The sequence below is a fragment of the Methanorbis furvi genome (genome assembly GCF_032714615.1).
In the GTDB taxonomy this organism is placed as follows: domain Archaea; phylum Halobacteriota; class Methanomicrobia; order Methanomicrobiales; family Methanocorpusculaceae; genus Methanocorpusculum; species Methanocorpusculum furvi.
Genome location: NZ_JAWDKA010000001.1, coordinates 234320 through 261083 on the forward strand (window position 1 = coordinate 234320; position 26764 = coordinate 261083).

Sequence of the window (26764 nt, forward strand, 5' to 3'; positions counted from 1 at the left end):
GCAATCTTTTTTTTATTTTTTAGATTTCATAATTTTTCGGTGTTGTCTATTAATTCCTAGCCTCCCACGGAAAAACAGAACACACAGAATAAAAAAACATCACGGAGCAGACGTGAACACCACTGAATCCGAAAACGATTCATTTCCGTGATGTTCACGTCTGCTCCGTGATGTTTTTCTGTGAAATTTTCGTGTGCTCCGTTTTTCCTGCGAAGCAGCGAGCAGGCCGAAGGCATGCGAATCGTTGGCGGAGCTACGATCAATGCCGGACAGTGTGTGCCAATAAATGAATTTATGGGCAAAGCCTATTTCATAATTTTTCGTGCATGAAATTTTTTTTGGCTTTGCCGGCGGTAACCACGTGCCACAGATAGTTCAAAAAATATGTTGAAAAAATGTTAACGGATTTCGTGGATGACCATGCCAGACAAAAGTTTCGGCTCAAACCATGTTGACTTCGGCGGCATGATCATTGCGTTGTCCGCAACATCAATGACTCCCTGGGCGGTTACCGGCTGCATGATAAATGCTGCCGAGTACTCTCCTGCGTCCACTTCTTTGACAACGTCTGCGAGCGGAACAATACCACCAACAAACGCAATGCGGGGATCACCGCGGGGATCGATGATGCCAAGCATGTCGTCAAGCACCGACTCCTGCAGAACAGAGACGTCGAGTCTTTCGATCGCATCTGCATTCGGGTCAACCGGACGGGTCAGCTCATACCACTCGCTCTCCAGATACAGATGAATGATGTGGGTCGAGCCGTCAGCTTTTGCCATTGGCGGAACAGCATTTTTCGTCGTGTCAACTTTTTTGATCGGGGTTACGGTAAACCGTAAGCCAAGGTCGCCGAGGAACTGATCAGCATTCATGCCGGCAAGGTCACGGACGAGACGGTGGTAGCCGTAGATTCTCACTTTGTCGTGAGCAAACAGAACGCTCATGAATCGCTCTGCATCAGGCGTAGATCTGCCTTCGGCAGACCGGCGGTCAAACACATTTGCCGAGGACTTCGCCCGGTGGTGACCGTCGGCGATGTAGAGATTCGGGATCGCGGCAAACATCTGTTCAAGGTTTGCGATCTCTTTTGCATCATCGACGCGGTAGATCTGGTGCAGGTTGCCTCCGGCAGAACGGTACTCGCCAAACGGCTGCATGGAGTCTGCGAGGGCCGAGATGTGGGCGTGAACAGCTCCCGGATCTTTATACAGCAAAAACACCTGACCGGTGTGGGCGGAGACGGCATCGATGTGGCGGGTGCGGTCCTCTTCTTTGTCGTAGCGGGTCAGCTCATGCTTTTTGATGATGTCATCCTTATACTCAGCAACGCTGACGCAGGAGATGAGGCCGGTAAATGTTTCGCCGCCAAGGGTGATGCGGTAGAGATAAAATGCCGGACGATCGTCATCAACGAGCAGGCCGGATTTTTTCATCTGTTCAAACATTTCATGGGCACGTTCATAGATGCGGTCGTCGTGCGGGTCGATGTCCTGCAGTTCGGCATCGGGCCTGATAACGCGGAGAAGGGTTTTGTCGTTCTTCGCAATTTCTGCTGCTGCTTCTTCGACACTGATCACATCATAGGGAACGGACGGAACGAAAGTGTACGCCGCGTCGGATGGGTGGAGGCCGGTAAACGGATATATGGTAACCATGAGTGGTAAGACTCCCTATAATATAGTTCGGTGACAATACTAAAATAACAATGGTAGTGGTGAACGGGGTTGGCGGGACGGTTGCAGGCTGCACGATCCGCAAGGCGTCTATTGAGGACATTCCGGAGATCTACCGGATTGAGCTGATGTGTTTTTCGGACCCCTGGGATTACAAGGGAATGATTGAGATGATGACGGTGTTTCTGACCTCGTTTTATGTTGCCGAGGCGGACGGACGAATCGTAGGGTTTGCAGCAGGAGCGGTTGAGGAGACGGATGAGGAGAAGTACGGTCATGTCTGTAATCTTGCGGTTGTTCCTGAGCTTCGCGGATTTGGTCTCGGACGTTTGCTTCTCCGAAGACTTGAACGGGATTTTTTCCTCGACAGCTGCCGGGCCTGCAGTCTGGAGGTGCGGGTGAGTAATACTTCGGCTCACGGGTTTTATGAAAAAATCGGGTACGAGGATGTGATTGTGTTCGGGGAGTACTATGCAGATGGCGAGGATGCGATCGTGATGATGCGGTGGTTCTGATAGGGGGATGCTTTTTTTTCAAACGCGAATAACGCGAATAGCGCGAATAAAAAAATCGCCAATGGCGATTTTTAGGGAAAATTCATTGATAGTATTTTTTTTTAATGAATATTGCATACAAATACACTCCTCTTTCCAAAAATCGCCATTGGCGATTTTTTATTCCGCGAAGCGGTGAGCAGGCCGCAGGCATGCGATTCGCGCTATTCGCGTTATTCGCGTTTGAAAAAAACAGATTCCCCAAACAAAATTTTCTGATACGAGACAGAGGTTTATCTCTTCCTGCGCCAATACTTCGGTATGAACTATGATCCAAAGTCCCTGATCGGAACACCGGTTGATCTCAGCTCCCTCACCGAGTACCAGCCCGGATCGGTTGTCTCCCGGATGGTTATCAACAAAAAATCAGGAACAGTCACCGCGTTTGCGTTTGAAGCAGGCGAAGGACTCTCGGAACACACAGCCCCTTACGATGCACTGGTAATCGTGCTTGAGGGCGAAGCTGACATTCCGGTCGGGGGAACCCCTCATCATCTGAAGCAGGGACAGATGATCATTATGCCGGCAAATGTTCCGCACGCAGTACACCCGACTACCAGATTCAAGATGATGCTTGTAATGATTCACGAGTGAGCGGTATGGCCTGAGAAGAAAATATATTTTCTATTTTTGGTCAACAACATGTAATTAATTTTTCAGAAAAAATAATCCCATATTTTTATGTAAAGAAGCTGAATATATACCATTAAGGAAGTTTTCCATGAAACTGATAACCGTGGCAGGCCCGCCCTCATCAGGAAAAACTTCGGTTATCCTGCGGCTTGCAGATATCTTACGTGAAAGAGGAAAAACAATAGGCGTCGTCAAATTCGACTGCCTCACCTCCTTTGATCGCGACCGGTACACCGAGTACGGCATTCCGGTGCAGGTAGGATTTGCCGGAAAATTCTGCCCTGATCATTTTTTCATCAGCAATGTCGAGGACGCAGTCAGATGGGGAACAGAGCAGGGCTTTGACATTCTCATCACCGAAAGCGCAGGCCTCTGCAATCGCTGCTCTCCGCATATCAGAGGCGTTCTTGCGATCTGCGTGATTGACAACCTTTCAGGTGTTCACACGCCAAGAAAAATCGGGCCGATGCTCAAGTTCGCCGACATAGTTGTGGTCACCAAAGGAGACATCGTCTCCCAGGCAGAACGCGAGGTATTCATGTTCAACATCCGGCAGGTTAACAGCAGCGCAAAAATAGTTTTCATCAACGGAATTACCGGACAGGGAGCGTTTATGCTTGGGAAACATGCCGAGTCCGCACCAGATACGGCAAGCCTTCGCGGCTGCAAACTCAGATTCACCACGCCGTCTTCGGTCTGTTCCTACTGTACCGGAGAAACACGAATCGGCGAAGAGTATCAGATGGGAATGCTGCGCAAAATGGAGTTTCCATGACCGAAGATCTCTACGAAATCATTGCAGGAACAACCCTTGGAGAACTTCTTGAGACCCATCCGGTTGCCGCAGATTTCTTCGTCAACTACAATCTGCAAAATCTTAAGGACAATCTCCCTCTCAGCGAAGCGCTGGATTATGCAGACGAAAACACCCTCATCGACTTCGGGCTGGACAAAGCAACCGTTCTTGATCAGCTTGTCCGGTTTCTTGAGACCGTTGCAGAGGAAAAACAGACCACAGCAGTTGAAGAGATCACCATCCTCGGAGGCCAAACAAAATCCGGAGAGGCCGAGGAGTTCACGCTCTCGATAAAACCTGGCGAGATCGTAAGCATCGTCGGGCCTACAGGATCAGGAAAAAGCAGACTTCTTGCAGACATTGAGTGTCTTGCCCAGCGGGATACGCCGACAAAACGTCTGATCCTTGTCAACGGCAAAACCCTTGAGGATGAGGAACGGTTTGCGATGGACGGACGACTCGTCGCCCAGCTGTCGCAGAACATGAACTTCGTGATGGACCTCTCGGTTGAAGAATTCTTCGAGATGCATGCAAAAAGCAGACTGCATCCCGATCCCGTCAGCGTCGCAGCCGAATGTTTTGCTGCGGCAAACGAACTTGCCGGAGAAAAGTTTACACCCGATACCAAAGTCACGCAGCTTTCCGGCGGACAGTCGCGGGCTTTGATGATCGCAGATACTGCATGCATGAGTGCTTCACCAATCGTTTTGATCGATGAGATCGAGAACGCCGGTGTTGACCGGAGACAGGCGATTCGCATGCTCGCGAAAAACGAAAAAATTGTTCTCATCTCAACGCATGATCCCCTCCTTGCCTTAATGGCCGGAAAGAGGCTTGTGATCAAAAACGGCGGTGTTCACGCAGTCATCGAAACAACGCCTGAGGAACGCGAGAGCCTCGCAAAAATTGAGATGCTGGACAACACGCTGCAGTCCATTAGAAACAGACTGCGGACCGGAGGGAGAATAACTCCTGATACAATCTGAGGAAAGATTATGTGGAAAATGTACGATGAAATTATTGCAGGGATTCCCGCGGAATACACGGTTGACGATCTGATTAACGGCTGTTACAACTCTTTTGTCAGAAGCGGCAGTGGTGCCGGTACTGCAGGGCTTATCCCAATTGACAGCCGTCCGGAACTTTTGCGCCGCGAACTTGGCATGCCGCTTCGTGAACTTGCTGAAGCGGTGAAGTCCTGGAACTATGTGGAGGCATCAATCGGTCTTGCGGCGATCAATGCCTATTACAATAATCCTGAAGTTGCGGCATCGAATGGAGTTGAGCTTGCGGCATCCAGAATTACCGAGGACCGGAAAAATGATCCCTTCATCATGTCCCAGAACAGGATCAAGAACAAAAAAGTCTGTGTCGTCGGCCACTTTCCGCATCTGGAACAGCTGTTTGCGCCTGTCTGCGATCTCTCGATCGTTGAAACAACGCCCGGACCTGAGGATTATCCCGAACCGGCTACTGATTATCTGATACCAGAGGCTGACTTCGTGTTCATTACCTGCGCAAGCATCATCTACAAAACCCTGCCAAGGTATCTGAAACTCTCAGAAAATGCGGAGAACGTGGTTATCGTTGGTCCTTCAACTCCTCTTGCTCCGGCACTTTTTGAGTTCGGCGTTGATGACATCTCCTCGTTTGTGATTCGCGATGCGGATCATGCGAAAAGGATTGTGCAGGGACTGGATATGGATAGAATCTACTCCACCGGCCAGAAGGTCAGTTGGAAGAGGGAAATTTTGTAAATTTGTTTACGGAATCGCGATCTCTCCTGAGGAGATCGGGCTGCCGGTCCGAAGATCATAGAACCGATACGTCAGATGATTGCCTGAAGAGATCTCAAAGGAGCTCCACTGAAACTTTCCATCCGATTCGGATTGGATGTAAAACCGATCACCGAGGGAAATCGTTGATGAGTTCGAGTAACTTATCAGCCTCCCTCCCTCGGCGGTGTTGCGGAGTATTGTGTACTGTGAGGGGTATTCGCGGACGCCGAGGCGAAGTTCAACCTGATTCAGGACAAAAGCATCACCGGCGATGTTTTCGAAGATGATATTTTTGCCGTGAACGCCGGACGCGATGATCGTAGCAGTTATTGGTTTTTCGTTACTGCTGACCGCACTGCTCATGGCAACTGCCACAAGACTCACAAGAATGAGCGTGATCGTCAGCATTAAGAGAACGCCGACGACCTCGGATACTGCGAAATCGGTTTTTTTCATCATGGTTCCTCCAGAAGGATGGTGTCTTTAAAAAGAATCGAGTTTGTGGGGAGATGATAGAGGCGAAGCTCAAGAGGGGTGGAGCGTTTGATGTACTGCACAAACTGACTCTCGGAAATTTTCAGAAGTGATGCGGTGTTTGTCAGATTTTTTGTACTGACTATCTCTCCGGTGCGCCAGCTGCTGCTTTCAGAAACTACTGAAGCCGGAAAGGAGCTCTCATGTGAATCGATGAATGTGGTGATCTTACAGTCAGCGATCGGCAGAGCATCGCTGCCGCGATGTTCGAAGATGATAGAAAAATCTCCCCCGCTGCCGGAGCTGTAGGCAACAATATCAACCGATGGCGAAGGCGTCGATGTCTGGGCAAGACCGCCTGCATAGGCAGCAAGAACAGCAGTGAAGATGATGACGAGAACAAGAAGCAGCATGACGCCGACAACCGGAGACACCGCAGAGTCGCGGGTCATGTAACACTCACCTCAATCTGCAAAATCTTCAGCGTGACGTTTACTGAAGAGAGAATTGGTTCGGAGTCGAACATTATGGAGGTATTGTGGTACGTTTTCTCCTTCACAGCCACAGCGTTCAACCGAATTTTTGCAATCCCTGAGCCGGTCACAGAACTCTTTCCGTCGGCAGGAATCATCGACACAATCTGCATCGTGTAGTTTTCACCGGACGGCACGGGACGCATCGCAGTCAGCCATTTGTTGATCGTTTCGCTCTCCTGATCTGTTCCCATCTTGACCGTATGAAGAATAAGATCAGCCGGGGTTTTCTTGGTACCTTTGGTTATCCAGACAACACCGTTCTGATACAGATAGCCCTGCAACTCCCACGAAGAGTACGAAGGAGTGTACGAAACAGATGTCGTCTCAACATCAAACTCCTCTCCTCCGACAGTGATGCTGACAATGTTTTTCTTTTGAAGTTCAATTGTTCCACTCGACTTCACCAAACTTAGGAGAATGTCTCCGCCGCCGAGGGGAACGGGTTCTGAGAACTGGGCAGGGCGGCCAAGTGAGTAGAGGTTGTCAACATCAGAGGAGAGACGTTGAAATGCGTACTGTACCTCTTCGCTGTGCAAAATCTCTGACTGTTGTTTGAGTCCCGGGATGTAGGTTGCTGAGTAGATGGCGATGCATGTTGAAAGAATTGCGAGAATCAGCATCAGGGCAATCACGGTAGAGACCGCCTCATTGTGATCGGATTTCATTTTATGAACACCTCTGCATGGATCACACTTCTGGAGGTCGTAACCCGTATCTCATATGTTCCAGAGAAAAGATCAGTGACCGATGCCGCAACATTTCCGCCGAGATCAAACACCTCAACAGGATTGCCGAAGCAATCATACACTTCATCGATTGGAAGAGTAATCCGGTCGCCGCCGGCCTTCGGCGTTGCCGTAATGATCAGATCTTTTTTGTCCACCCAGTCCCCTCCTTTGTGCCAGAAGATCAGATGAGAATCATTGTGGCTCATGGAGACGGTCGCGACCGTTTCGCGGTCGCCCGGCAGAAGATTGAACGCAGACGTTGCAAACAGTGACACTAAAATGATCACCAGAACTAAAATCAGCATCTCACCCACAACCGAGGTAATAGCATTATCAGATGTATCGCAGCTCATGATTTTTTCCTACAAAATAAAGACAAACATCACAATCGTTGCCGAGAGGAGAATGATCGAGTGTTTCAGCCCGCAGAGAATACTGTTCGCCGAGAGCTGGCCTGCCATAATGCCGGAGAAGAATGCAAGAATGATACCGATGTGAAACATATCGGTCTTGTTCGAGGTGAGATCAAAGCTGATATCATACGCAGAAAAACTGGAGATGAATGCAACGTTCATCTGGTACGCCGAGTAAAGATAGATGCCAAACGACAGATAAATTACCGCCAGATAGACGAATGAAACATTCAGCCGCTTTGATTTCATCTTCAGATAATGTTCAAGGTCTGCGATCGCAATCGTTAAAATTTCCCGAATGTAATCAGTGACTTCGCTCGCTTTCACCAGAAGCGAGATGGCCCGCTTCACCGAGACAAGACCGATACGCTCCTCCATTCTGACAAGTGCTCCGGCAAGAGATGAACCGTATCTGAGTTCATCAGACACCACTCTGATCTCTGAAGAGAGCACACCGGTCTTGTTGCCTGAGATCATGAAGATGGCTCCCTGAAGCGTCATGCCGATGTCACGCATATCGGCAATCTCCCGCAAAAATTCCGGCAGCTGGGTTTCAACCTTGTTCACATATCTGCGGCGAATCTCATACGCTGTCATCAAAGGAAACATCGCAGCTATTCCCATAATGCAGATGAGAGCTTGAAGGGTGAAGCTTGGAAAAACGTTTCCAAACGCTCCTGTAAGGTAGGAGAGGAACACAACGCCTGCAAGAATACAGCCGATAACCATCGGAATTGTGTAGTCTGAGATGAAAAATTTGATCGGGTGTCTGACAATTTCAAGAAGTTTGAGCATCTGTTTGCGGCTGTTCAGCTGCTTGATGAATGCAGCATCAGGCGTTGTCTCAATGCCCGGTGCAAGGAGTTCGGTGCCGTACTCGCTGTCACGTATCTCACGGCGGGTGATATCAAGGTTGTCGGGCGGCAGAAGAATGTAGAGGATGAAGATAAGGGCAACTGCTCCGAGCGGAAGCCCGATGTACATCAATGGCATGATTCCTGCAAGCGTGCTCTGGCCGGAAAGATTTTGGGCGACCAGCATGATGATGATCGCAATTGGTCCTGCGACAAACGCGGTCACATAAATTTCTGCGATCATCTCCAGAAACTGTAACAGTGCCTCAAGTTCCTGTCTTGCAAGTTCGCGGTACGACTCGGATTTTGCATTGAAAAAGTTGGTGAGGTTGCCTCCCGAGCGATAGACCAGCATCAGATCATTTAAAAGTTCTCGGAAGTTTTCCGAAGGTGTGACCGAGATGGTGTTCTCCATCGCAGTCAGAAGATCCTCGCCGAACAACTCCACGTCCCGAACGATGAGTCCGCACTCTCTGGAGACTTCGCCGTAGAGATCTGCCGCGTCATACACGCTGCGAAAAATGTCGTAGAGCGTGATCGTTGAGGAGAGGGCCTGCATGTAGGTGATTGCATACGGCAGGTCCATATCGATTTTCGTTTTTCTTCCCTGTGCCTCAAGCTGTGGATAGTAGTAAAGCGCAGCAAAGACACCAGCAGGAGCGAGGACTATCGCGAACAGCATCACGAGCCATTGGGGAAGAAAGGGAATCGGATTGAAGCTGATCTCAAAGACAAAGAACAGAACTCCAACCATCATCATGAGGAGAGCTGAAAAAGCCGTGAGGAGAATGGTCAGCATCATGTACTGATCTACCGGAACAGTGATGTGGGCTGAACGGAGCGTTCCGGCCATCTGTCTGTTGAAGAGAAGCCGGTCGATGAAACTTTTCGTTTCGGTCATCGACTCCTCTGTTCTGTTATGATTGTTTCGCGAATTGCGGCCTCCACTTCGGGCGGTGTTGTTTTTCCGCCAGCAACCATTCTCTCGAGCGCAGTCCTTCGGACTGCAAGTTTTGCCTCAAGCTGTTCCCGCGACCAGTTGTTCTGGTAGGCTATGTTGTCAAAGACCGAGGAGTTTTCATAGCTTTTGACGAACGTATCCGTCAGATGATCCCAGGTGAAGAGCGGCTGCCAGTTGATGCCAACTTCTCCGACCGTGATCTCGTTCAAGGAAAGACAGCGGCGAAATCCTTTGCCCTCGCCATAGAGCAGACTTTGAACCAGAATAAGGTTTAAGGCGCCGAACATGGCGACCGGAACGTTAATCGGATTATGCGTGAGCCGGTTGATTGCCTCTTTGACGTTTCCTGCATGCAGCGTTGAGTAAGTGGTGTGGCCGGTGTTCATCGCCTGAAAAAGTGTCTGGGCTTCTTCGCCGCGGACTTCTCCGACGATGATGTACTCAGGCCGCTGTCTGAGTGCAGCCTTCAGGAGCGAGAACATGCTGATGTTTCCCATACCGGAAACATTGGCAACGCTTTCCCTCGTTTTCATCGGCAGCCAGTTGGTGTGCGGCAACTGAATTTCGCGGGTGTCTTCGATGGAGACAATTTTCGCAACCGAGGGGATGAAAAATGATGCCGCGTTCATGGTAGAGGTCTTGCCGCTCGCGGTACCTCCGGCGATGATCATGCTTTTGCGGTTTTCGACCGCGAGCCAGATGTGGGCCATGAGATCAGCACTGTAGGTGTTGGATGCGATGAGATCGGCCGGCGTCATCGGGTCGACTTTGAATTTGCGGATGGTGAACGAACTTCCTTTGGAGGAGATGATGTCAGAGTAGGTCAGCTGCGCCCGACTGCCGTCAGGAAGGGCTGCGTCGATAAGAGGCGTTGTGAGAGATAACTGTTTGTCAGCTTTCTGGGCAAGCTTCAGAACATATTTGTTCAGCTCGATTGCGTCGAACAGACAGTTGGTCTCAACGTTTGCAAACCGTCGGTGATACAAAAAAATCGGAATGTCAGCACCATTACAGGTGATGTCTTCGATCTTTTCATCATGCATGAGGGGATCGAGTCTGCTGTAGCCGAGAAAATTTCGGTTGAGGTAATAGATGAGAACGCCGATTCGGTCCGGTGTTATTTCGGGATCAAAGGTGCTGATAACATCTCTGAGCATGCCAAGGTCCAGACCGAACTCTCCGCGTTTGCGCACGGTGTCGTAGACCAGCATGGACCGCAGGTGTTCGAAGGTTTCTTCGAGAACGACGAGTTCCTTTTCTGAGATCTTCGGCTCAACTATCTCGTAGTGGATGTGGGAGACTTCGTCGCGATAGATGTTGGTGTATGCATACGGCGGTGTAAGCCAGTAGCGATCAAGCACTTCATGTTCTGTTGCAAACTCCGGGAGTTCGAGGATCATCGGAGGTTCTTCAAAGATAATTTTTTGTTCGTTAGATTTTTTTTCAAAAAGATTTCCCAGAGAAAATTTTTTTGCGGCTGTCTCTTTTTTTTCTTCAGGAGAGGGCTCTTTTCTCAACGAAAAAAGTTCACGAAGATGATGCGTGGTAAATTTTTTTTCAGAATTTATCGCGGCCTCTTCATCGAATTGTTTTTTTGCAGGAAAGTGCGATGTCTTCAACTGCATCAGATGCCTCCGGTGTATCGTGCCGGAATTTTTCCAACACATATGCCTGATACAAGTAGGAGGAGAATGACTGTAATCAGAATTTTTTTCGGAATCATGGTTTTTTCTATGCTCCTGTATTACAAAACGGAGGGAGGACACCGGAAGGACGACACAACTAGCTGCAGTGCCGCTAAACAGAATGCTTGATGTCTGGCGATTTTTTTAAATGCGATGTATTTTTGGTCATTGATAGAATCAATTGGTGTAATTTGTGAGAGAGGGGGCAGGTTGTATTACATACTAATAATATTTAATTTACACCATAAATACATAAGGATAACTTAACTTGTAACCGACGGAGAAATGACGGACTCTGTGATCATTTCTCCGACATAGATTTGAAAAAAAGAGAAAAGCGCAGATTATGTATGAACGTGGCTCTTATTCCATATCCAATAAACAAAAATTCAAAAAAAAAGAATCAGATGGATCACAGCCCATCTTAGCATTTATGCCTGTACAACACCTTTTGCTTTGGCAAAGGTACCGGACTCATCGACAAGTTCAACATAGAAAGATTTTCCTATGGCATTTCTGCTGTCATCAAGATCACAGGTGATCATCCACGGCTGCCTGGACTGTCCGTACTCTTCTTCAAGGGCATCCTTAATGGTCGCTGCACTGACATAGAGTGATGTTCCAGTGGAGAAAGCAGATGCAATCTTTGAACTTTCGAGCGGAATTTCATAAGCATAATCAGTCATTCCAGTCTCTTCGCCCGGACGAATCCATACGGAAAAATCAGTCGGCGTACTGGATGAACCAGTGTTGGTAATGATCAACCCATTGGATTGACTATAGGAAACTTCCATTACGACAGTTGGGCGGATTTCTGCAGTTGTCGCCAGACCTCCGGCGAAAGCACTGACCAATGCGGCAATAATAATCGTAACTACGAGCATGAGCATGACTCCGACTACAGGAGAGACAGCGTCATTCTTCTCTGGAGAATTATTTGTGTTCATACTGATCACCGTACCTTCACATCTTCAGAATAGATCTGCTGTCCGCTGGGAGTGTAAATCAATCTGACATTGACAGTATCTCCTGATTTCAGAATATCAACAGTTTTTCGATCATCAACTTTGTAGACGTAGATCTTTCCACTCGAGCGTGTAGCCCTATATCCATCACTTGGATAGAAGAATTTTGTTTCACCACCAATAGTGACTTTAATGCCGCTCGGAGTATCCTGATCGTTCACTGTTCCATAGGGAGTTAACTGTTCTGTTGTAACCTCACTGGTAGAAACACCATTGACTACTGCATCACCATCAACCTGTCCACCTGATCCAAGGATGTAACCCAACTCATACTCTCCCTGAGCAGACATGGAAACACCATTATACAGTGAGTAATTTCCAAACCACTGGCCGATATTCTCCTGACTCCAGGCATATTTACTGCTGCTTTCCCCTCCAGAATCCGTTGCCTCATCGTAACCAACGGTAAATCCTGTGCCGTTAATTTTCATTCCAAGGCCAAATGGTCCAGCATCATAGTACGTTTTTGAGGCACTGGGAACAACTGTTCCAGTGTACAGGACACCATTTTTCGCCATTGTAGTAACGAGTTTAAGATTCGCTGTGTCAATTGGTTCACTGACAGAGAGTACTTTCATCGAAAAACTCAGATCATCAGCGTCGATCGTTGTCTTGATAGATGCGGATGGCGTGGCCTTTTGGGTTGTGATTAACCCGCCGGCGAACTGACTCACCACCGCTGCGATAATGATAGTTACCACCAGCATCAGCATAACGCCGACAACAGGGGATACTGCATCATCTTTTTTGGTGTTTGTTCTGCGCTGCATAATATCACACATTCGTATCCCCACATCTAACAACTCAGGAGATAACATGTTAGGATACGTGGACACCACTTATAAGTTAATAGTATGACTTTTACAATAAGTAAATATCAATATATTTACACTGTCAATATCGTTTAATATACTCACGTAGGTATTATTTTGTTGCGCGCATAGATTTCATCACAAGTCAGCAAAAATTCAGGGTTAATAACCATAATTTACCCAATTAACACAAATTATTCTCAAAAACACAATCAAACATCAGAATGCAGAATCGGCCGGCTATCAAAATAGAATTATAAAGTCCATCTATTTTTCAACACCCTAAACCATTCCCATTCCAAAAAACAGCCTCAAAACCCATATATAAAGGTCGCTTAAACGGCATCACAAAATAGTGATTGTAGACGAGTGTTTTCTCAAAAAATCGCAAAAATCATAGTAAAAAGAACATATGCGCCATATAACGCATCTTAGATAACCAAACACCCTCGATCATATTATACACGACCCGATTACAATGGGTGTAAAACCTTGAAATTTGCCTCAAATTCAAAAAATAAACCCTAAAAGAGAAGAAATTTTTCCCATATAAAACGCAGCCAAGTGAGTGATAAAAGATCACTTCTCCCACCAGATGTGCGCTGTCCGCGAAACTCCCGGAATCACATACCCAGACTCCTCACGCACCGCCCGGTCCAGAAGAAATGCGTCCACAACATTTCTCTGCCACTCTTCGGAGACCGACATCCGGTTATAGTAATCCTCCTGCATCGCGGAGAATGATTCGTAATGCTGACTCTTGTCCTTTGTTTCTATCATGATATTTGCATAGATGCCAAGCTGGCAGAGAGCATTCCACAAAATATCCGCGTCCGCCTCGCTGCAGTACGGCTCACCATGAAGAAGCGGCCACAGCTCCACGTTCCCGCCCGATGAAGAAGGCGGCGTTAAAAACCAGTAGAGATGAACAGCATGGCGTGCGGCCGCATCCATCTTCAGAAGACTGTTTTTGATATCTCCCATGATCAACGATCGCGACGCAATCACAATATCATGTACTCCCGCCTCCTCAGGCGTTACATCCTCCCAACGTTTGCGAATCTCCCGGATTGGCGGAGCATTCACCGTTACACGATAACGTTCCATCGCAACTCCCATCGGCTCTGAGGGTTCGACCGTTGTCACCAAACATCCTGCAAGTGAAAGCGGCACAGCAAGAGTTCCCGGGCCCGCACCGATATCAAGAACTGAAGATCCTTTGGGAATCCCCATCTCTTCTATCTGCTTTTCGATTCGTGACGGATCGCCTGAGATAACATTCTGGGAAAACCGATCAACCACACCCTGATCTGACCAGAATTTTCCGCCGCCCTCGCCCATCTTCTCCTTCTGCGCAGTGGATCTGGCATGCTGCTCATCCCACAGACGGCAGTAGTCAATAGATGCCGGGGACTCCCCTGAAGTGTGAAAACTCATACACTCTATACAAAGCGCTGAGATGTAATCAAATATATCCAAGTATACCGAAAAAATCAATCAAAAATAATTTACCAATGCGAATTTTTCTCCCACCAGATATGTGCCGTCTTCGAGACGCCGGAGATGCATAACTCAGCATCAGCAGCAATATGATCACGCACATACGCAGCGGCAATTTTTTGCTGCCACTCTTCCCTGATACACAACCTGCGGCAGTAATGAGAAATGATCTCATCTTCTGCGGCAGTTCGCCGCTCCTTTTCTACATGCTCCACGAAAAGATTCGGATATATCCCAAGCTGACAGAGACAACTCCAGAGAAGATCAGCTCGAGGCTCAAACGCGAACTCGGTTCCATGCAGCTGCGGCCACAGAGCCGCATTCACCTCAGCCCATGACGGAGGGGAGAGAAACCAGAATAAATGAACTGTGTTCCGTGCGACCGCATCCATCTTCAGAAGAGAAGCACCGATATCATCCAGCCCGAGCGACAGCGAAGCTATCACAACATCGTAATTTCCGATATCGGTTGCGTCCACATCCTCCCACCGGCAGGGTATCTCCTGAATTTCCGGGGCATGCATAATGTTCCGATACTCCTGCATTGCAGACCGCATGTGTTTGGACGGTTCAACCGCTGTCACAAAGCATCCTGCACGTGAAAGCGGCACCGCAAGCGTGCCGGGACCGGCACCGATATCAAGAACAGAGGATCCTTTGGGAATCTGCATCCTCGCAAGCTGATTTTTGATCCTCGCACGATCCTTGTCAAACAAGCGGTCCAGAAAACGGCTGACGTTTTGGGAATCCTCCCAAAAACTTTTGCCGTCGCTAAAGATCTGTTTCTGGCGGTTGGCCGCCTCATGCTGTGCATTCCAGAGTGAAAGGTAGTCAACCGCCATGATAGTTATCTCAGAGTTTTCTTCCAAACGAAGAGAGCTGTAGCCGCAAGACCTGCAAGCATGCCAAATATCGGGACCGAGGACTTCGTTTCGGCAGGCGTGGCTGCAGAAGTTTCTGACGTTGCATAGATCATCAGATCGTTCAGCTCAGCGTCTGTTAGATCATAGTGGAAGAACAGCGAGTAGAACTCCTTCACGCGGGTATCGATGTCGTACTCGAACACATCAGGATACATCAGGTTCCCGATCCAGATCATCGACAGCAGCCGCTGAATCGACGGCGGTCCTCCCATCCAGTTGTGCGGACCGTTTGGCGCCTCATAGACATTGCCGTTCTGAACCGCAGAAAGCGTTCTCCACATGGGATCGTTCATGATCTTCTGATAGTAGGCATGATTGTCAGCATAGGAAACGATGATGAAATCAGGATTCAGCTGCAGGATGTCCTCCATCGTATACCCGTCTCCGGTTCCGCTGCTGCTCGCAGATGTTGCCGCAAGATTTCTTCCGACATAATCGATGACCTCGGCATGATACGAACCATTGCCAACCATCGAGACCGAGTTGCCGTCAATCGCAGTCACATAGATCAGAGATTTTTTGTCACTGCCGATTGTTTTCATGCCGGAATCAAACTCGGCAAGAAGATCTGAGGTATACTTCGAAAGTCTCGTTCCCTGCTCAGGACGTGAGAGGAGCTCGCCGAGTTTTTCGTAGGAGCCAGGGATATCAGCAAGTTTGTTCTGCGTGACAAATGCAAACGAAACGCCGGTCTTTTTCTGAATATCATCAAGGTCCGGCTTCATGGTCTCCTTTGCCTCACCGATATCCAAGACCACATCAATGTTGAGGCGTTTGTTCAGCTCCATAATCGACTCAGGATTCATCGTCGAAGCCTTCGATCCATAGAACTGGCCGGTCACCGGCAGACTCAGAAGCCGTGTATCAACATACTTTTTCTGGATGTCGGAAAACTCGCTTGAAACACTGACAAACAGATCAGGGTCAAGAGAGTAGAGTACAATCTGTGCGAGCGGGCCGGACGGCGACACCGCATCAATCTCGACCGGCAGCGTAATCTGCCGGCCGACATCATCAACAAACTCCCTGGTCTCCTCAGCAGCCGCAGCACCGACAAATGCCGCAGCGACGAGAAGGATCAGGACGAAAATTATTCCACCATTTCTCATTCATACACCTCCCAAACCCGGGATGGTTAAGCCGGACTTCTGATGGGCTGCTCTTCCCTCCGAAGCGGCTACAGCTACTATTTGACGGCACTCTATAAAATATAATAACTCACCCCAGTGGGAAAGTAAAATAGAAAAATTTAACAAAATCACTCATGCTTTCCAACACCGCCATCAATCGGGATGCAGAGTTTGTGGCGGCGGGAGCCATATGCGTAATTTTCTATGTGAACGTCCACGCCATAGACGTTTTTGATCAGCTGCGCGTCCAGCACTTTCTCCGGCGCCCCATCAGCGATCACTCGTCCGCCATGGATCATCAGCGTCCGGTTTGCGTACAAAAATGCATGATCCGGATTGTGTGTGGAAAGGATGATGAGATATCCCTCTTTTGCAAGATCCGATATCCGACACATCACCCGGAACTGGTTGCCGTAATCAAGGTTCGCGGTCGGCTCATCCATGATGAGAATTTTCGCTTTCTGCACAAGTGCCCGTGCGATTAAGGCGAGCTGGCGTTCACCTCCGCTGATCTCACCATAACCCGCATTCCGAAGGTGGCCGATGCCGAGACTTTCCATCGCCAGATATGCTTCATCGATGTGTTTCTGATTGGGTGCTGCAAGCAGATTCACCTGATTGGTCAGGCCCATCAGAACGACGTCGAGGACCGTGTAGTTGAACACCGGATGTGTTGACTGCGGAATGTAGGCGATATGTTTTGCGATCTGTTTGTGATCGAGAGTTTTGATATCAACACCATTCAGCCGAATGGTGCCCTGATAATTTCTGAGAAATCCGAGAATGCACCGAAACATCGTACTTTTGCCGACACCGTTCGGGCCAAGCACGGCAAGAAGATCTCCTTCTGCAACCGAGAAGGAGATATCGTTTAACACCTGTCGCGAACTTTTGCTGTAGGCAAAGCAGAGGTCTGCAACCTCAAGATTCATGATCGTTTTCCTCCCATCATCAGCAAGTACGCGAATATTGGTGCGCCGACAAATGCCGTGAGAATTCCGAGAGGGACTTCGGTGCTGGCGATCGTTCGCGAGAAGTCGTCCACGAGTAAAAGAAATGCTGCTCCCATAACAATGGACGCAGGAATAATTCTTCGGTAGTCGTAGCCGAAGACCATGCGGGAAAAGTGCGGAATGACGAGGCCCACCCAGCCGATGATGCCGGAGATGGAAACCGATACGGCAGTCACGAGTGTTGCACAGATGATCACAACAAGTCTGAGCATGTTGGTGTTGATACCCATGCTTCGTGCTTCATCCTCGCCGAGCGTCAGCACATTCATTCTCCAGCGAAGCAGATACAACGGGATAAGTCCGAGAAGAATAACGGTTCCTGCGAAGTAGACGTCATCCATGGTGACGCCGGCAAGACTCCCCATAAGCCAGTAGGTGATTGCCGGCAGCTGATCATTGGTGTCGGCGACGAGTTTGATGTAGGAGGTGGCAGCAGAAAAGAGGCTGCCGATGAGAATTCCGGCAAGCACCATGCTCAGGGTTGCAGATCCTTTCGTAAGGCGGCTTATGAGATATGCGGCACCGACCGCAATGAGGCCGCCGACAAAGGCGAGGCTGGTGATTGCTCCCGTTCCAAGGTAAAAGTAAATGGCAACCGCTGCGCCAAAGCCCGCACCCGCCGAAGCTCCAAGAATGTCAGGTGAGACGAGCGGGTTCTGAAACATTCCCTGATATGCAGCACCTGCGGTTGAAAGAGCTGCGCCGACAAGAAGTGCCGCAAGAATTCTCGGGAGCCGGATGTTGAAGATAACACTGTAAGTTGCAAAGTCAATAGTGCCCGAGCCCGGCAGAATCTGTGAGATGAGATCCAAAATTTCTGAGAGCATTGCAGATGACAGCCAGAGAATTCCTGAAAGCGGAGAGAGCAGGGGAATAATCGAGAGAAGTGCATTCACATTCTCAACTGCGGCTTCTCCGGCAGAGTAGAATGCAGAAAGAAAAATCAGTACGACGTCGGCGATGTCAAGTGAGTATCTGCCGACAGAAAACGAGATGATGATGCAGGCAACTGCGGCAAGTATCAGAAGAACGAACCTGAGCCGGTAGTTCGGCAGTCTCCTTTCGGTTTCCTGAGATGAGGGAACTGCATCAGCCATATGTGTGTACTGATTGTCTTTTTAGATATGATTAAATCTCTTGAATCATATCAGATTTGTTAACTATATGCCATTAACGGATCACAGTATTGAAAAGGGTGAACGCGGGGATTGCAAAAAAATGTGGCGTTGCCAATAAACGAAGTTATGGGCAAAGTTTCTCTCTTCTCAAAACTACCAGACCAAAAACCGCCGCGGTCAGCAGGACACCCGCACCGAAACCTGATGCCTGCGGGGTTGCGGCCGGTTCTTCAGACGTCGCAGGATACATGACTGCGATGAGATCGTCCAGTGCGTCAACAATTCTCGGGCCGCCGCGGTCAAAGATGTCTGAGTCCATCACATACACGCGATTATTTTTCACTGCGGAGAGTGAGGAGAGGCGGGGATCGGTCATGATGGATTTTTTCAAAATATTTTCTCCTTTCTCTCCCATGCCTGCACCCGAGTCAACGAGAATAATGTCCGGGTCGGTGATCAAAAGATGTTCAAGATTCACAATTCCCCAGCCGTCAACCTCGGGAAAGGCATTTTCCCCGCCGGCACGCATGATGAGTTCATTCTGAAACGTGTGAACGCCTGAGACCCAGTACGGATCACTGCTCATGAGGTGCGTGACGGTCAGCTTTTCTCCAGCAGTTATTTTCTCAGCAGCAGCGTCAAGCCGCTGCTGCATGGAATCAATCAGACTTTCGGCTGCGGCAGAGGTGTTGGTCGCATTCCCGATGCGGCGCATTGAGCTGAAGGTTCCTTCAACACTGTCAGGGTTGAGAACGAGAACTGTGTAGCCGAGCTTACGGAGATGAGCGATGTTGTCCTCGCCGTTGATCGCATTTGCAAGAATGAGATCAGGATTGAGGGCAACAATTTTTTCGACGTTGATTGATGACACTCCGCTCACAATGGATTTTGTTTTTGCCGCCTCGGGATAGTTACAGTACTCGGTCACGCCTGCAACCTTGTCGTCAAGGTCAAGGGCAAACAAAATTTCCGTGTTGGACGGGCCAAGAGAGACAATTGTTTCCGGAACGGCTGAGATCTCTGAGGTGTAACCGGAGTCGTCCGTTATGGTGACGGGAGACCATCCGGCAGCTGCGGCTGAACCGCAGAGGAGAACGAGAAGGAGGAGGGAGAGCAGGAGACGCTTCATTGCAGTATAATCATTTCATTTGAATTATATTCAATTATTCTGTTCAGTGGTGTATGATGCCGCACGCGATGAAACGAAATGATAAAAAAACCCGAAGGCCCCCTAAAAAAATGTTGTATGATTGGATTCAGATTACATTGCGAAAGCAAGAATGACCGGCACGAACACCAGTGCAATCATGCTCATCAGCTTAATCAGAATGTTTAATGCAGGTCCGGAAGTGTCCTTGAACGGGTCACCAACAGTGTCACCGACAACTGCTGCCTTGTGAGCATCAGAGCCTTTGCCGCCGTAGTTACCAAGTTCAATGTACTTCTTTGCATTGTCCCATGCTCCTCCGGAGTTTGCCATGGTAAGTGCAAGAAGAACGCCCGTGACAAGTGCTCCAACAAGGAGACCGCCGAGTGCAAGAGGACCGAGAATCAGACCAACAATGATCGGTGCAAGGATTGCAATAACGCCCGGCAGAATCATCTTGTGAATTGCGGAGTCGGTTGCAATAGCAACTGCGGACGTGTAGTCCGGCTCTGCAGTACCTTCCATCAGACCTTTGATCTCTTTGAACTGGCGGCGGACTTCGACCACAATCTTCTGTGCTGCCTGACCAACTGCGGTCATGGTAAGCGCGGAGAAGAGGAACGGAAGCATGCCACCAATCAGCATACCGATAAACACATTGGTGTCTAAGATATCGATTGCCTCAAGGCCGACTGCGGTTGCGTATGCACTGAAGAGAGCGAGAGCGGTGAGTGCGGCTGAGCCGATTGCAAATCCTTTACCGATTGCTGCAGTGGTGTTTCCGACTGCATCAAGGGTGTCGGTGATCTCACGAACCTCTTTGGGCTGGTGGGACATCTCTGCAATACCTCCGGCATTGTCTGCGACAGGGCCATATGCATCAACTGCGAGGGTAAGACCAAGAGTGGACAGCATACCAACCGCTGCAATACCGATACCGTACATGCCTGCGAAGTAGTAGGCAACATAGGTTGCGGCTGCAATGATCAGAACCGGCCAGACGGTGGACTCCATTCCCTTTGCAAAACCATTAATTATGTTGGTTGCTGCTCCGGTCTGACAGGACTCGGAGATTGCCTTCGTTGGTTTGTAGTCAAAGGAGGTGTAGTACTCGGTGATCAGACCGATACCAAATCCTGCGACAAGACCGGCGATGGTTGCAAACCAGATACCCATACCAAAGGATCCGCCAATAAGGTTGGAGGTCAGGAAGTAGGTTGCAATAACAGAGATGACCAGTGCAATGACGGTTCCCGTGTTGAATGCTTTGTGGATTGCGGAGTTTTCATTCTTCTTGGTTCGAACAAACAGAGTTCCAACAGCTGCTGCGATGATACCAAATGCGGAGATCAGCATCGGCAGAAGAATGACATTCAGTGCATCGACGTTCTCACCAAAGAGCGTGGTGGCAAAGGTTGCGCCGACAATACCGAGAGCCATGGATGCAACGATCGAACCCACATAGGACTCGAACAGGTCAGCACCCATACCTGCGACGTCACCGACGTTGTCACCGACGTTGTCTGCAACGACTGCCGGGTTGCGGGGATCATCTTCAGGGATGCCTGCTTCGACTTTGCCGACAAGGTCAGCACCAACGTCAGCTGCTTTGGTAAAGATACCGCCGCCGACACGGGCGAAGAGTGCAACAGAGGATGCACCAAAACCGAATGCCGCCATGTTGGAGACAACAGTGTTGACGGTTGCAATGTCGCCGAATCCGCCGAAGATGGCGATTAAAGCGAGGAACACTGCAGAGGTTCCAAGAAGACCAAGTCCGACCACGGTCATACCCATGACGGATCCGCTTGCAAAGGAAACTTTGACTGCTGCAGCAATACCGCGCTTTGCAGCATTGGTAGTTCTTACGTTTGCCTTGGTTGCACTGTGCATACCAACGTATCCTGCTGCTGAGGAGAGGACTGCACCGATAACATATGCCGGTGCGGCCCAGATGCTCAGACTGTCGTCAGTCACAAAGGAAAGAGCGACAAGGATGACCGCGATAATAACAACAAAGGCTCCGATTGCACGATACTGACGGTTCAGGAAGACCATTGCGCCAAGGTGAATGGCTGCAGCGATCTTCTGCATCATCTCATCGCCTGTTCCCTCTTTCTTCACCACGGAGTAAGAGTAGAGTGCGAAGAGAAGGCCGATAACGGCACATATTGGAGCGAGATAGATCAGATCCATAAGAATCAAAAACCTCCGGTAAACCGGATTGGTTTCTCTCTATAGTACAGGACAGACAACCTAATAATACTACTGTAAATAGAGTTTGTGGTGGAGACAAAAACATCTGCGTACGAAATGGTTTCGATTATTGACGAATGAAGAGCGCAGGGGGGATGTTTTGATTCACGAACCTCCCACGATTCGCATGCCTTTCACACGCCGTTCTGTCGTGTTTAACTCCTTTTTCAGGAGTCGTTTCGGTCTGCGTTCTGTTTTTCCGTGGGTGGGTCAAGAAATTTCAATATCTCATGCTGCATCGTCTCAAGATCCACCACAACCGCCTCAGCAGGCGTCGGCGTGATGTTCATCTGTTTTTGAAACGAAGTCTGGGCCTGCCATGTCCCTGCATTGATAGCGAGGACTCCCCGGTAGTTCACCACATCTGTGATGTGAACGTGGCCGGTGTGTAAAATATCAGGGACATCACGGATCACTAAATTGTCTGCGGGTGTTGAAAGGAGCGGTGTGCGCTGGCCATAAATCGGACCAAGGTGGCGACGCTTCAACATCGCCTCCATAATTTCGCCAGGCTCTTCATATTTTGATCCCGGAATGAACTTGATGAGATCATCAATACTTCTGCCATGATACATCAGAACATTCACCGACTGGATGTTCACCACCGCAGGATTTTCGACAAACGTCACGTTTGCCGGGAACTGGGTCCTGAACTCCTCCGGCAGAGCAGGTTGCGGCTCGGCAGCCCGCACCGCATCGTGATTGCCGGGCGAGAGAATGATCTGAAGATGGGACGGCAGGGCCGAGAGCATCTCGCCCACGGCATCGTACTGCTCGTAGATTGTTTTGATGTTCAGCTCTTTATCCTGATTTGGATAAATGCCGATGCCGTCCACCACATCTCCTGCGATTAAGAGATACCCGACTTCAGGATGTGCGTCGAGCCATGAAGCGAACCGGTTCCATGCATCAGGAAGGAACGTGTCGCTTCCCACATGCACATCAGAGATGAACACCGCCTTGCCCGGTTCTTTGGACGGCGAGATCACATGCGTGAGTGGAATCTCAGGCCGGAAAAGTGTATCAGAAAATATCATTCCTCCGCCGCCGCCACTGTCCCGGGAAAGTTTGCCGCGGACACCAATGACCTCGTCAGGAATAATTTTTTCCGCATCATCAAACCCTTCGCGGTTTTTGTTGAACAGAACCTTGATCGTTCCGGTAGGATCCTCGATCTCCACAATCCGGTGACCCTTCGCACTCGTGGAACCTTCGACAACCATACCGATCACGCCGACATCAGTGTCGGAAAATCTGCTGTTCTGTTTGACCAGGGCCTCGATAGGAACAGGGCTCACGCGGGGCCGCATCATTGCAGCAAGCGTATCATACCGGTCGCGGAACAGGGCAAACGACTCTTCAGGATTTGCCGTTGGTATCGAAGAGCCCTCGCGGCCCGCAAGAATTTCAGGAACAGCACTCACACCAACATTCAGCTTGTCGAGCCGGGCGGCGGTCATGCCGGGAACCTCTTTGGTGGTTACAACCGAAACTCCCGAAGGAAGTGAGCTGATAATTCCTTCAATTACTCCGGAACCACCGCTTTCGCTGATGTACGTGACGACAGCCGGATGAACCAGCAGTCCCGCCTCAAGGAATCGTGCAACAATCTCTCTCTTCTGCATGAAAAATGGTGGGGAGCATATAAACTCCTCCACTCGAAACAAAGGGGTTAAATAGTTTAGCTGTGCAGCGACTCAACAAAGACTCCGATCCTGCGTACAGCCTCGGAAAGTTTCGCCCGATCCACCGCATAACAGGTCCGCACATGGCCGCGGCCGTTCTTTCCAAACGCGCTTCCGGGAACCACCGCAACATGCTGTTCACGCAGCAGGCGTTCGGCGAACTCCTCATCGCTAAGTCCTGTTCCTTCAACCGACGGAAATGCATAGAATGCACCCTTTGGCAGATGGCAGGGGAGACCGACATCGTTGAGTCCTTTGACAAAGAGATTTCTTCGGATCCTGTACTCGGCGATCATCTCATTCTTTGCATCCTCGCCGTTCTTCAGAGCTTCAATGCCTGCAAACTGCGACGCGGTCGGAGCAGACATCATCACATACTGATGAATCTTGAGAGCAGCATTCGTGATCTCTTTTGGCGCACACAGATAACCGAGCCGCCAGCCGGTCATGGCATAGGCTTTGGAAAATCCGTTCAGCGTGATCGTTCTCTCCCAGAGTCCGTCAATCGCGGCGGTCGAGACATGATGACCGTCATAGGTCAGTTCTGCATACACCTCATCAGAGATGACCAGCAGGTCATGATCGATGATGATGTCAGCGATCGCTTGGAGATCATCCTTTCCCATCACACCGCCAGTCGGGTTGGTCGGGAAGTTGAGCAGCAGAACTTTGGACTTCGGCGTGATTGACTCCATCAATACATCAGGAGTTACCTTGAAGCCGTCCTGTGCAGAACAGGGAAGCGTCTTCGGCCTGCCTCCTGCCATCAGCACTTCTGCCTGATAGGAGACAAAGCACGGGTCAACAACGAGAACCTCATCTCCCGGATCAACAACTGCGCGAATTGCGATGTCCAGACCCTCGGAGACGCCGGTTGTTATGACCATCTCAGTCTCCGGGCAGTACTTCGTATGATAGCGCTGGTCAAGATCTGCGGAAAGCAGTTCCCGCAGTTCGGCAAGACCGCGGTTTGAGGTGTACATCGTCATGCCCTTCTCAATGGATGAGATGGCAGCCTGCGAGATGTTCCATGGCGTATCGAAATCAGGTTCGCCAACGCCGAGGCTGATCACGTTGTCCATCGTGAGCAGCAGATCAAAAAATTTCCGGATGCCGGACGGAGGTAACTCCCCGGCCATCCGTGACACAAAATTCCTCATGATCCCATGCCCTTCTTAGAATGTGATGAGCTGCCGGTCGCGGCTGCCCGGCCGCAGCATCTCAACACCCTGCTCCTTGTAGGTTCTCATGACGATCTGCGTCATGGTCTCGCGGACGCCTTCGATTGAGGCGATCTGTTCGGCAACAAACCGGGAGACCTCGGCCATGGACTGACCGCGAATGATGACCTGCAGATCGTACGTTCCGGTCAGGAGGAGAATGGACTCCACCTGCGGGAATCTGGCGATCTGGGCGGCGATGCCGTCGTAGCCGAGTCCGCGTTCGGGAGTTATTTTGAGGGACAGAATTACAGCCACCTCATCAACCCCCGCAGCACCGTAGTCAATGACTGCGGTACAGCGCCGGAGAATGCCTCCTGCCTGGAGTGCTGCGATACGATTCTCAACTTCGTTTTCATCAACCTCCAGCATAACGGCAATATCGCCTGCTGCGATGCGGCCGTTCTTTTGCAGTTCCCTGAGGATTACTGTATCCTTTTCGTCCATAATTTTTCACCTTTTGTGAGTTATTCCAAAAAACTTACAGAAGCGGATGTAAAATACTGCACTCCCGAAGTCTTGGATCGTTCATTACTACTGTACGTATCTGATTAGTGGGACTGTTGAAATAGATTTCTGTTGTCCGGCCGTGCCGGCCGTGCGAGACGACGCGGGCGGTGACGATGCCGAGCATGTTGAGTTCGTTGATGAGATCAGAAACCCTGCGGTGCGTTAAGGGTTCGACGTCCATCTCTTTGGCAAGTTCGCGGTAGACGTTGATGACGCTGCCGCTCGTGAACACCTTCTGGCCTGCGGAGGAGACTAAAAGCATGGAGCAGAGCACCATTTTTCCCTGACGCGGGAGGGTCTGGACGCACTCGCTCATGGTGTCGGTCTCGATATTTTCCTGGGCGCGGCGGACATGCACCTCGAGAACCTGTTCTGCAGATTCGCGTTCGGCAAGTTCACCGGAGACGCGGAGAAGATCAAGTGCGCGGCGGGCGTCACCATGTTCCTGTGCGGCAAGCGCTGCACACAATGCGATGACGTCCTCGTTCACGGAGTCAGGGAGAAATGCCATCTCGGCGCGCTGGTGGAGAATGTCCTGCAGCTGGACTGCGTCGTAGGGAGGGAACACGAGTTCTTCTTCAGAGAGAGAGGAAAGCACGCGAGGATCAAGGAAATCTTTGAAGGTGAGATCATTGGAGATGCCGATTATACTTACTCTGGCATTTTTGAGATCACTGTTGATTCTGGTCAGGTTGTAAAGCGTGTCGTCACCACTCTTTTTGACCAGTTTGTCAATCTCGTCCAGTACGATGATCTGCAGACCGCCTGCCTGCTCAAGCACGTTTTTGAGTTCCGAGTACACCTGATCGGTGTGCCAGCCGGTTGCAGGGATGGTATTTTTGGCGCGGTCACTTGGTTTCAGGTCATGACCGCTGATATGATTTGCAATCTGCGCGAGTACCCGGTACTGGGTGTCGATTGTTTCACAGTTGAGGTGAACCATTCTGCAGGGAGAAAATTCCGAGCTTTCATTCTCAAGTTCGGATCCGACAAACTTGACGGTGGCGGTTTTTCCGGTACCGGTTTTTCCGTAGATGAGGATGTTTGAAGGGGTTGCTCCCTGCAAAGCCGGGGCAAGAATTACTGCGATGGAATCGATCTGATCCACCCTGTGCGGCAGTTCGCGAGGGCTGTAACTGTGGCGAAGAACTTCACGATTCTGAAAAATTTTATTTTTTATGGTGTATTTTTTGAAAAGTCCTATAGATTTGTATGGTTCTTCAGTCATGATGTACCAGATCCTTAGGTTACCATTACGTTGTTGTTCCTATTAATATACCGCTGTTTCCATTGGAAAAAAAGGTTCATGCTCACCAGAGATACTGAATGCAAAATGT

Annotated in this window: 25 protein-coding genes; 5 read left to right on the forward strand and 20 right to left on the reverse strand. The window is 49.7% G+C overall.

The features are described 5' to 3' along the window. Positions 1–398 precede the first annotated feature (398 nt). Entirely contained in the window at positions 399–1658 is a 1260-nt protein-coding gene (locus McpAg1_RS01180; RefSeq protein WP_338093454.1) for a DUF1015 domain-containing protein, read from the reverse strand. Between the two features lie 50 nt (positions 1659–1708). Between McpAg1_RS01180 and rimI the strand changes: the two genes are divergently transcribed. From rimI to McpAg1_RS01205, 5 genes are all read left to right on the forward strand, one after another. Further along, on the forward strand, positions 1709–2191 hold the full coding sequence (gene rimI, locus McpAg1_RS01185) for a ribosomal protein S18-alanine N-acetyltransferase (RefSeq protein WP_338093455.1): 483 nt from the start codon (positions 1709–1711) through the stop codon (positions 2189–2191). Between the two features lie 300 nt (positions 2192–2491). Continuing rightward, entirely contained in the window at positions 2492–2824 is a 333-nt protein-coding gene (locus McpAg1_RS01190; protein WP_338093456.1) for a cupin domain-containing protein, read from the forward strand. A 127-nt stretch (positions 2825–2951) separates the two neighbouring features. Continuing rightward, positions 2952–3638: a GTP-binding protein gene (locus tag McpAg1_RS01195; protein WP_338093457.1), complete on the forward strand. Its 687-nt coding sequence runs from the start codon at positions 2952–2954 to the stop codon at positions 3636–3638. Next, the gene (locus McpAg1_RS01200) at positions 3635–4645 is read left to right on the forward strand and encodes an ATP-binding cassette domain-containing protein (RefSeq protein ID WP_338093458.1); all 1011 of its coding nucleotides are present in this window, start codon (positions 3635–3637) and stop codon (positions 4643–4645) included. Before McpAg1_RS01195 ends, McpAg1_RS01200 begins: the two co-directional genes overlap by 4 nt. 9 nt (positions 4646–4654) lie before the next feature. After that, the gene (locus McpAg1_RS01205; protein WP_338093459.1) at positions 4655–5416 is read left to right on the forward strand and encodes a Rossmann-like domain-containing protein; all 762 of its coding nucleotides are present in this window, start codon (positions 4655–4657) and stop codon (positions 5414–5416) included. Between the two features lie 6 nt (positions 5417–5422). On the opposite strand, the gene McpAg1_RS01210 is transcribed toward McpAg1_RS01205, so the two are convergent. From McpAg1_RS01210 to McpAg1_RS01300, 19 genes are all read right to left on the reverse strand, one after another. Further along, entirely contained in the window at positions 5423–5896 is a 474-nt protein-coding gene (locus McpAg1_RS01210) for a type IV pilin domain-containing protein (protein ID WP_338093460.1), read from the reverse strand. Then, a complete protein-coding gene (locus tag McpAg1_RS01215; protein ID WP_338093461.1) occupies positions 5893–6363 on the reverse strand; it encodes a type IV pilin N-terminal domain-containing protein in 471 nt (156 codons plus the stop codon). The genes McpAg1_RS01210 and McpAg1_RS01215 overlap by 4 nt, the downstream gene beginning before the upstream one ends. Continuing rightward, positions 6360–7112, reverse strand: coding sequence for a hypothetical protein (locus McpAg1_RS01220; RefSeq protein ID WP_338093462.1), 753 nt, complete (start codon positions 7110–7112; stop codon positions 6360–6362). The genes McpAg1_RS01215 and McpAg1_RS01220 overlap by 4 nt, the downstream gene beginning before the upstream one ends. Continuing rightward, a complete protein-coding gene (locus McpAg1_RS01225) occupies positions 7109–7528 on the reverse strand; it encodes a type IV pilin N-terminal domain-containing protein (protein ID WP_338093463.1) in 420 nt (139 codons plus the stop codon). Before McpAg1_RS01225 ends, McpAg1_RS01220 begins: the two co-directional genes overlap by 4 nt. A 9-nt stretch (positions 7529–7537) precedes the next feature. Continuing rightward, positions 7538–9343 (reverse strand): type II secretion system F family protein, encoded by a 1806-nt coding sequence (locus McpAg1_RS01230; RefSeq protein ID WP_338093464.1) that lies wholly within the window; start codon positions 9341–9343, stop codon positions 7538–7540. Continuing rightward, positions 9340–10803, reverse strand: coding sequence for a type II/IV secretion system ATPase subunit (locus McpAg1_RS01235; protein WP_338093465.1), 1464 nt, complete (start codon positions 10801–10803; stop codon positions 9340–9342). Before McpAg1_RS01235 ends, McpAg1_RS01230 begins: the two co-directional genes overlap by 4 nt. A gap of 716 nt (positions 10804–11519) precedes the next feature. Beyond that, a complete protein-coding gene (locus McpAg1_RS01240; protein WP_420847087.1) occupies positions 11520–11978 on the reverse strand; it encodes a type IV pilin N-terminal domain-containing protein in 459 nt (152 codons plus the stop codon). Between the two features lie 62 nt (positions 11979–12040). Continuing rightward, positions 12041–12931, reverse strand: coding sequence for a type IV pilin N-terminal domain-containing protein (locus McpAg1_RS01245; protein WP_338093467.1), 891 nt, complete (start codon positions 12929–12931; stop codon positions 12041–12043). Between the two features lie 573 nt (positions 12932–13504). Continuing rightward, positions 13505–14362: a class I SAM-dependent methyltransferase gene (locus tag McpAg1_RS01250; protein ID WP_338093468.1), complete on the reverse strand. Its 858-nt coding sequence runs from the start codon at positions 14360–14362 to the stop codon at positions 13505–13507. A 71-nt stretch (positions 14363–14433) separates the two neighbouring features. Then, entirely contained in the window at positions 14434–15267 is an 834-nt protein-coding gene (locus tag McpAg1_RS01255) for a class I SAM-dependent methyltransferase (protein WP_338093469.1), read from the reverse strand. 5 nt (positions 15268–15272) lie between these two features. Then, positions 15273–16457: an ABC transporter substrate-binding protein gene (locus tag McpAg1_RS01260; protein WP_338093470.1), complete on the reverse strand. Its 1185-nt coding sequence runs from the start codon at positions 16455–16457 to the stop codon at positions 15273–15275. 149 nt (positions 16458–16606) lie between these two features. Continuing rightward, positions 16607–17410, reverse strand: a complete 804-nt coding sequence (locus McpAg1_RS01265; RefSeq protein ID WP_338093471.1) for an ABC transporter ATP-binding protein — start codon at positions 17408–17410, stop codon at positions 16607–16609. Then, on the reverse strand, positions 17407–18588 hold the full coding sequence (locus McpAg1_RS01270) for a FecCD family ABC transporter permease (RefSeq protein WP_338093472.1): 1182 nt from the start codon (positions 18586–18588) through the stop codon (positions 17407–17409). Before McpAg1_RS01270 ends, McpAg1_RS01265 begins: the two co-directional genes overlap by 4 nt. Before the next feature lie 145 nt (positions 18589–18733). Beyond that, on the reverse strand, positions 18734–19738 hold the full coding sequence (locus McpAg1_RS01275) for an ABC transporter substrate-binding protein (protein WP_338093473.1): 1005 nt from the start codon (positions 19736–19738) through the stop codon (positions 18734–18736). A gap of 132 nt (positions 19739–19870) precedes the next feature. Beyond that, positions 19871–21952 carry a sodium-translocating pyrophosphatase gene (locus McpAg1_RS01280; protein WP_338093474.1) on the reverse strand — a complete coding sequence of 694 codons (2082 nt, stop codon included), beginning with the start codon at positions 21950–21952 and terminating at the stop codon, positions 19871–19873. Between the two features lie 227 nt (positions 21953–22179). Beyond that, positions 22180–23637 carry a DNA-directed DNA polymerase II small subunit gene (locus tag McpAg1_RS01285; protein WP_338093475.1) on the reverse strand — a complete coding sequence of 486 codons (1458 nt, stop codon included), beginning with the start codon at positions 23635–23637 and terminating at the stop codon, positions 22180–22182. A gap of 56 nt (positions 23638–23693) precedes the next feature. Next, positions 23694–24857, reverse strand: coding sequence for an aminotransferase class I/II-fold pyridoxal phosphate-dependent enzyme (locus McpAg1_RS01290; RefSeq protein WP_338093476.1), 1164 nt, complete (start codon positions 24855–24857; stop codon positions 23694–23696). 15 nt (positions 24858–24872) lie between these two features. After that, positions 24873–25364: an Lrp/AsnC family transcriptional regulator gene (locus tag McpAg1_RS01295; RefSeq protein ID WP_338093477.1), complete on the reverse strand. Its 492-nt coding sequence runs from the start codon at positions 25362–25364 to the stop codon at positions 24873–24875. A 34-nt stretch (positions 25365–25398) separates the two neighbouring features. Continuing rightward, the gene (locus tag McpAg1_RS01300) at positions 25399–26655 is read right to left on the reverse strand and encodes an ORC1-type DNA replication protein (protein WP_338093478.1); all 1257 of its coding nucleotides are present in this window, start codon (positions 26653–26655) and stop codon (positions 25399–25401) included. Positions 26656–26764 lie beyond the last annotated feature (109 nt).

Coding starts and splice junctions, on each gene's coding strand:
- McpAg1_RS01180 (WP_338093454.1), bottom strand. CDS start 1,658: ATGGTTACCATATATCCGTTTACCGGCCTCCACCCATCCGACGCGGCG.
- rimI (WP_338093455.1), top strand. CDS start 1,709: ATGGTAGTGGTGAACGGGGTTGGCGGGACGGTTGCAGGCTGCACGATC.
- McpAg1_RS01190 (WP_338093456.1), top strand. CDS start 2,492: ATGAACTATGATCCAAAGTCCCTGATCGGAACACCGGTTGATCTCAGC.
- McpAg1_RS01195 (WP_338093457.1), top strand. CDS start 2,952: ATGAAACTGATAACCGTGGCAGGCCCGCCCTCATCAGGAAAAACTTCG.
- McpAg1_RS01200 (WP_338093458.1), top strand. CDS start 3,635: ATGACCGAAGATCTCTACGAAATCATTGCAGGAACAACCCTTGGAGAA.
- McpAg1_RS01205 (WP_338093459.1), top strand. CDS start 4,655: ATGTGGAAAATGTACGATGAAATTATTGCAGGGATTCCCGCGGAATAC.
- McpAg1_RS01210 (WP_338093460.1), bottom strand. CDS start 5,896: ATGATGAAAAAAACCGATTTCGCAGTATCCGAGGTCGTCGGCGTTCTC.
- McpAg1_RS01215 (WP_338093461.1), bottom strand. CDS start 6,363: ATGACCCGCGACTCTGCGGTGTCTCCGGTTGTCGGCGTCATGCTGCTT.
- McpAg1_RS01220 (WP_338093462.1), bottom strand. CDS start 7,112: ATGAAATCCGATCACAATGAGGCGGTCTCTACCGTGATTGCCCTGATG.
- McpAg1_RS01225 (WP_338093463.1), bottom strand. CDS start 7,528: ATGAGCTGCGATACATCTGATAATGCTATTACCTCGGTTGTGGGTGAG.
- McpAg1_RS01230 (WP_338093464.1), bottom strand. CDS start 9,343: ATGACCGAAACGAAAAGTTTCATCGACCGGCTTCTCTTCAACAGACAG.
- McpAg1_RS01235 (WP_338093465.1), bottom strand. CDS start 10,803: ATGATCCTCGAACTCCCGGAGTTTGCAACAGAACATGAAGTGCTTGAT.
- McpAg1_RS01240 (WP_420847087.1), bottom strand. CDS start 11,978: ATGCTCATGCTCGTAGTTACGATTATTATTGCCGCATTGGTCAGTGCT.
- McpAg1_RS01245 (WP_338093467.1), bottom strand. CDS start 12,931: ATGTTATCTCCTGAGTTGTTAGATGTGGGGATACGAATGTGTGATATT.
- McpAg1_RS01250 (WP_338093468.1), bottom strand. CDS start 14,362: ATGAGTTTTCACACTTCAGGGGAGTCCCCGGCATCTATTGACTACTGC.
- McpAg1_RS01255 (WP_338093469.1), bottom strand. CDS start 15,267: ATGGCGGTTGACTACCTTTCACTCTGGAATGCACAGCATGAGGCGGCC.
- McpAg1_RS01260 (WP_338093470.1), bottom strand. CDS start 16,457: ATGAGAAATGGTGGAATAATTTTCGTCCTGATCCTTCTCGTCGCTGCG.
- McpAg1_RS01265 (WP_338093471.1), bottom strand. CDS start 17,410: ATGAATCTTGAGGTTGCAGACCTCTGCTTTGCCTACAGCAAAAGTTCG.
- McpAg1_RS01270 (WP_338093472.1), bottom strand. CDS start 18,588: ATGGCTGATGCAGTTCCCTCATCTCAGGAAACCGAAAGGAGACTGCCG.
- McpAg1_RS01275 (WP_338093473.1), bottom strand. CDS start 19,738: ATGAAGCGTCTCCTGCTCTCCCTCCTCCTTCTCGTTCTCCTCTGCGGT.
- McpAg1_RS01280 (WP_338093474.1), bottom strand. CDS start 21,952: ATGGATCTGATCTATCTCGCTCCAATATGTGCCGTTATCGGCCTTCTC.
- McpAg1_RS01285 (WP_338093475.1), bottom strand. CDS start 23,637: ATGCAGAAGAGAGAGATTGTTGCACGATTCCTTGAGGCGGGACTGCTG.
- McpAg1_RS01290 (WP_338093476.1), bottom strand. CDS start 24,857: ATGAGGAATTTTGTGTCACGGATGGCCGGGGAGTTACCTCCGTCCGGC.
- McpAg1_RS01295 (WP_338093477.1), bottom strand. CDS start 25,364: ATGGACGAAAAGGATACAGTAATCCTCAGGGAACTGCAAAAGAACGGC.
- McpAg1_RS01300 (WP_338093478.1), bottom strand. CDS start 26,655: ATGACTGAAGAACCATACAAATCTATAGGACTTTTCAAAAAATACACC.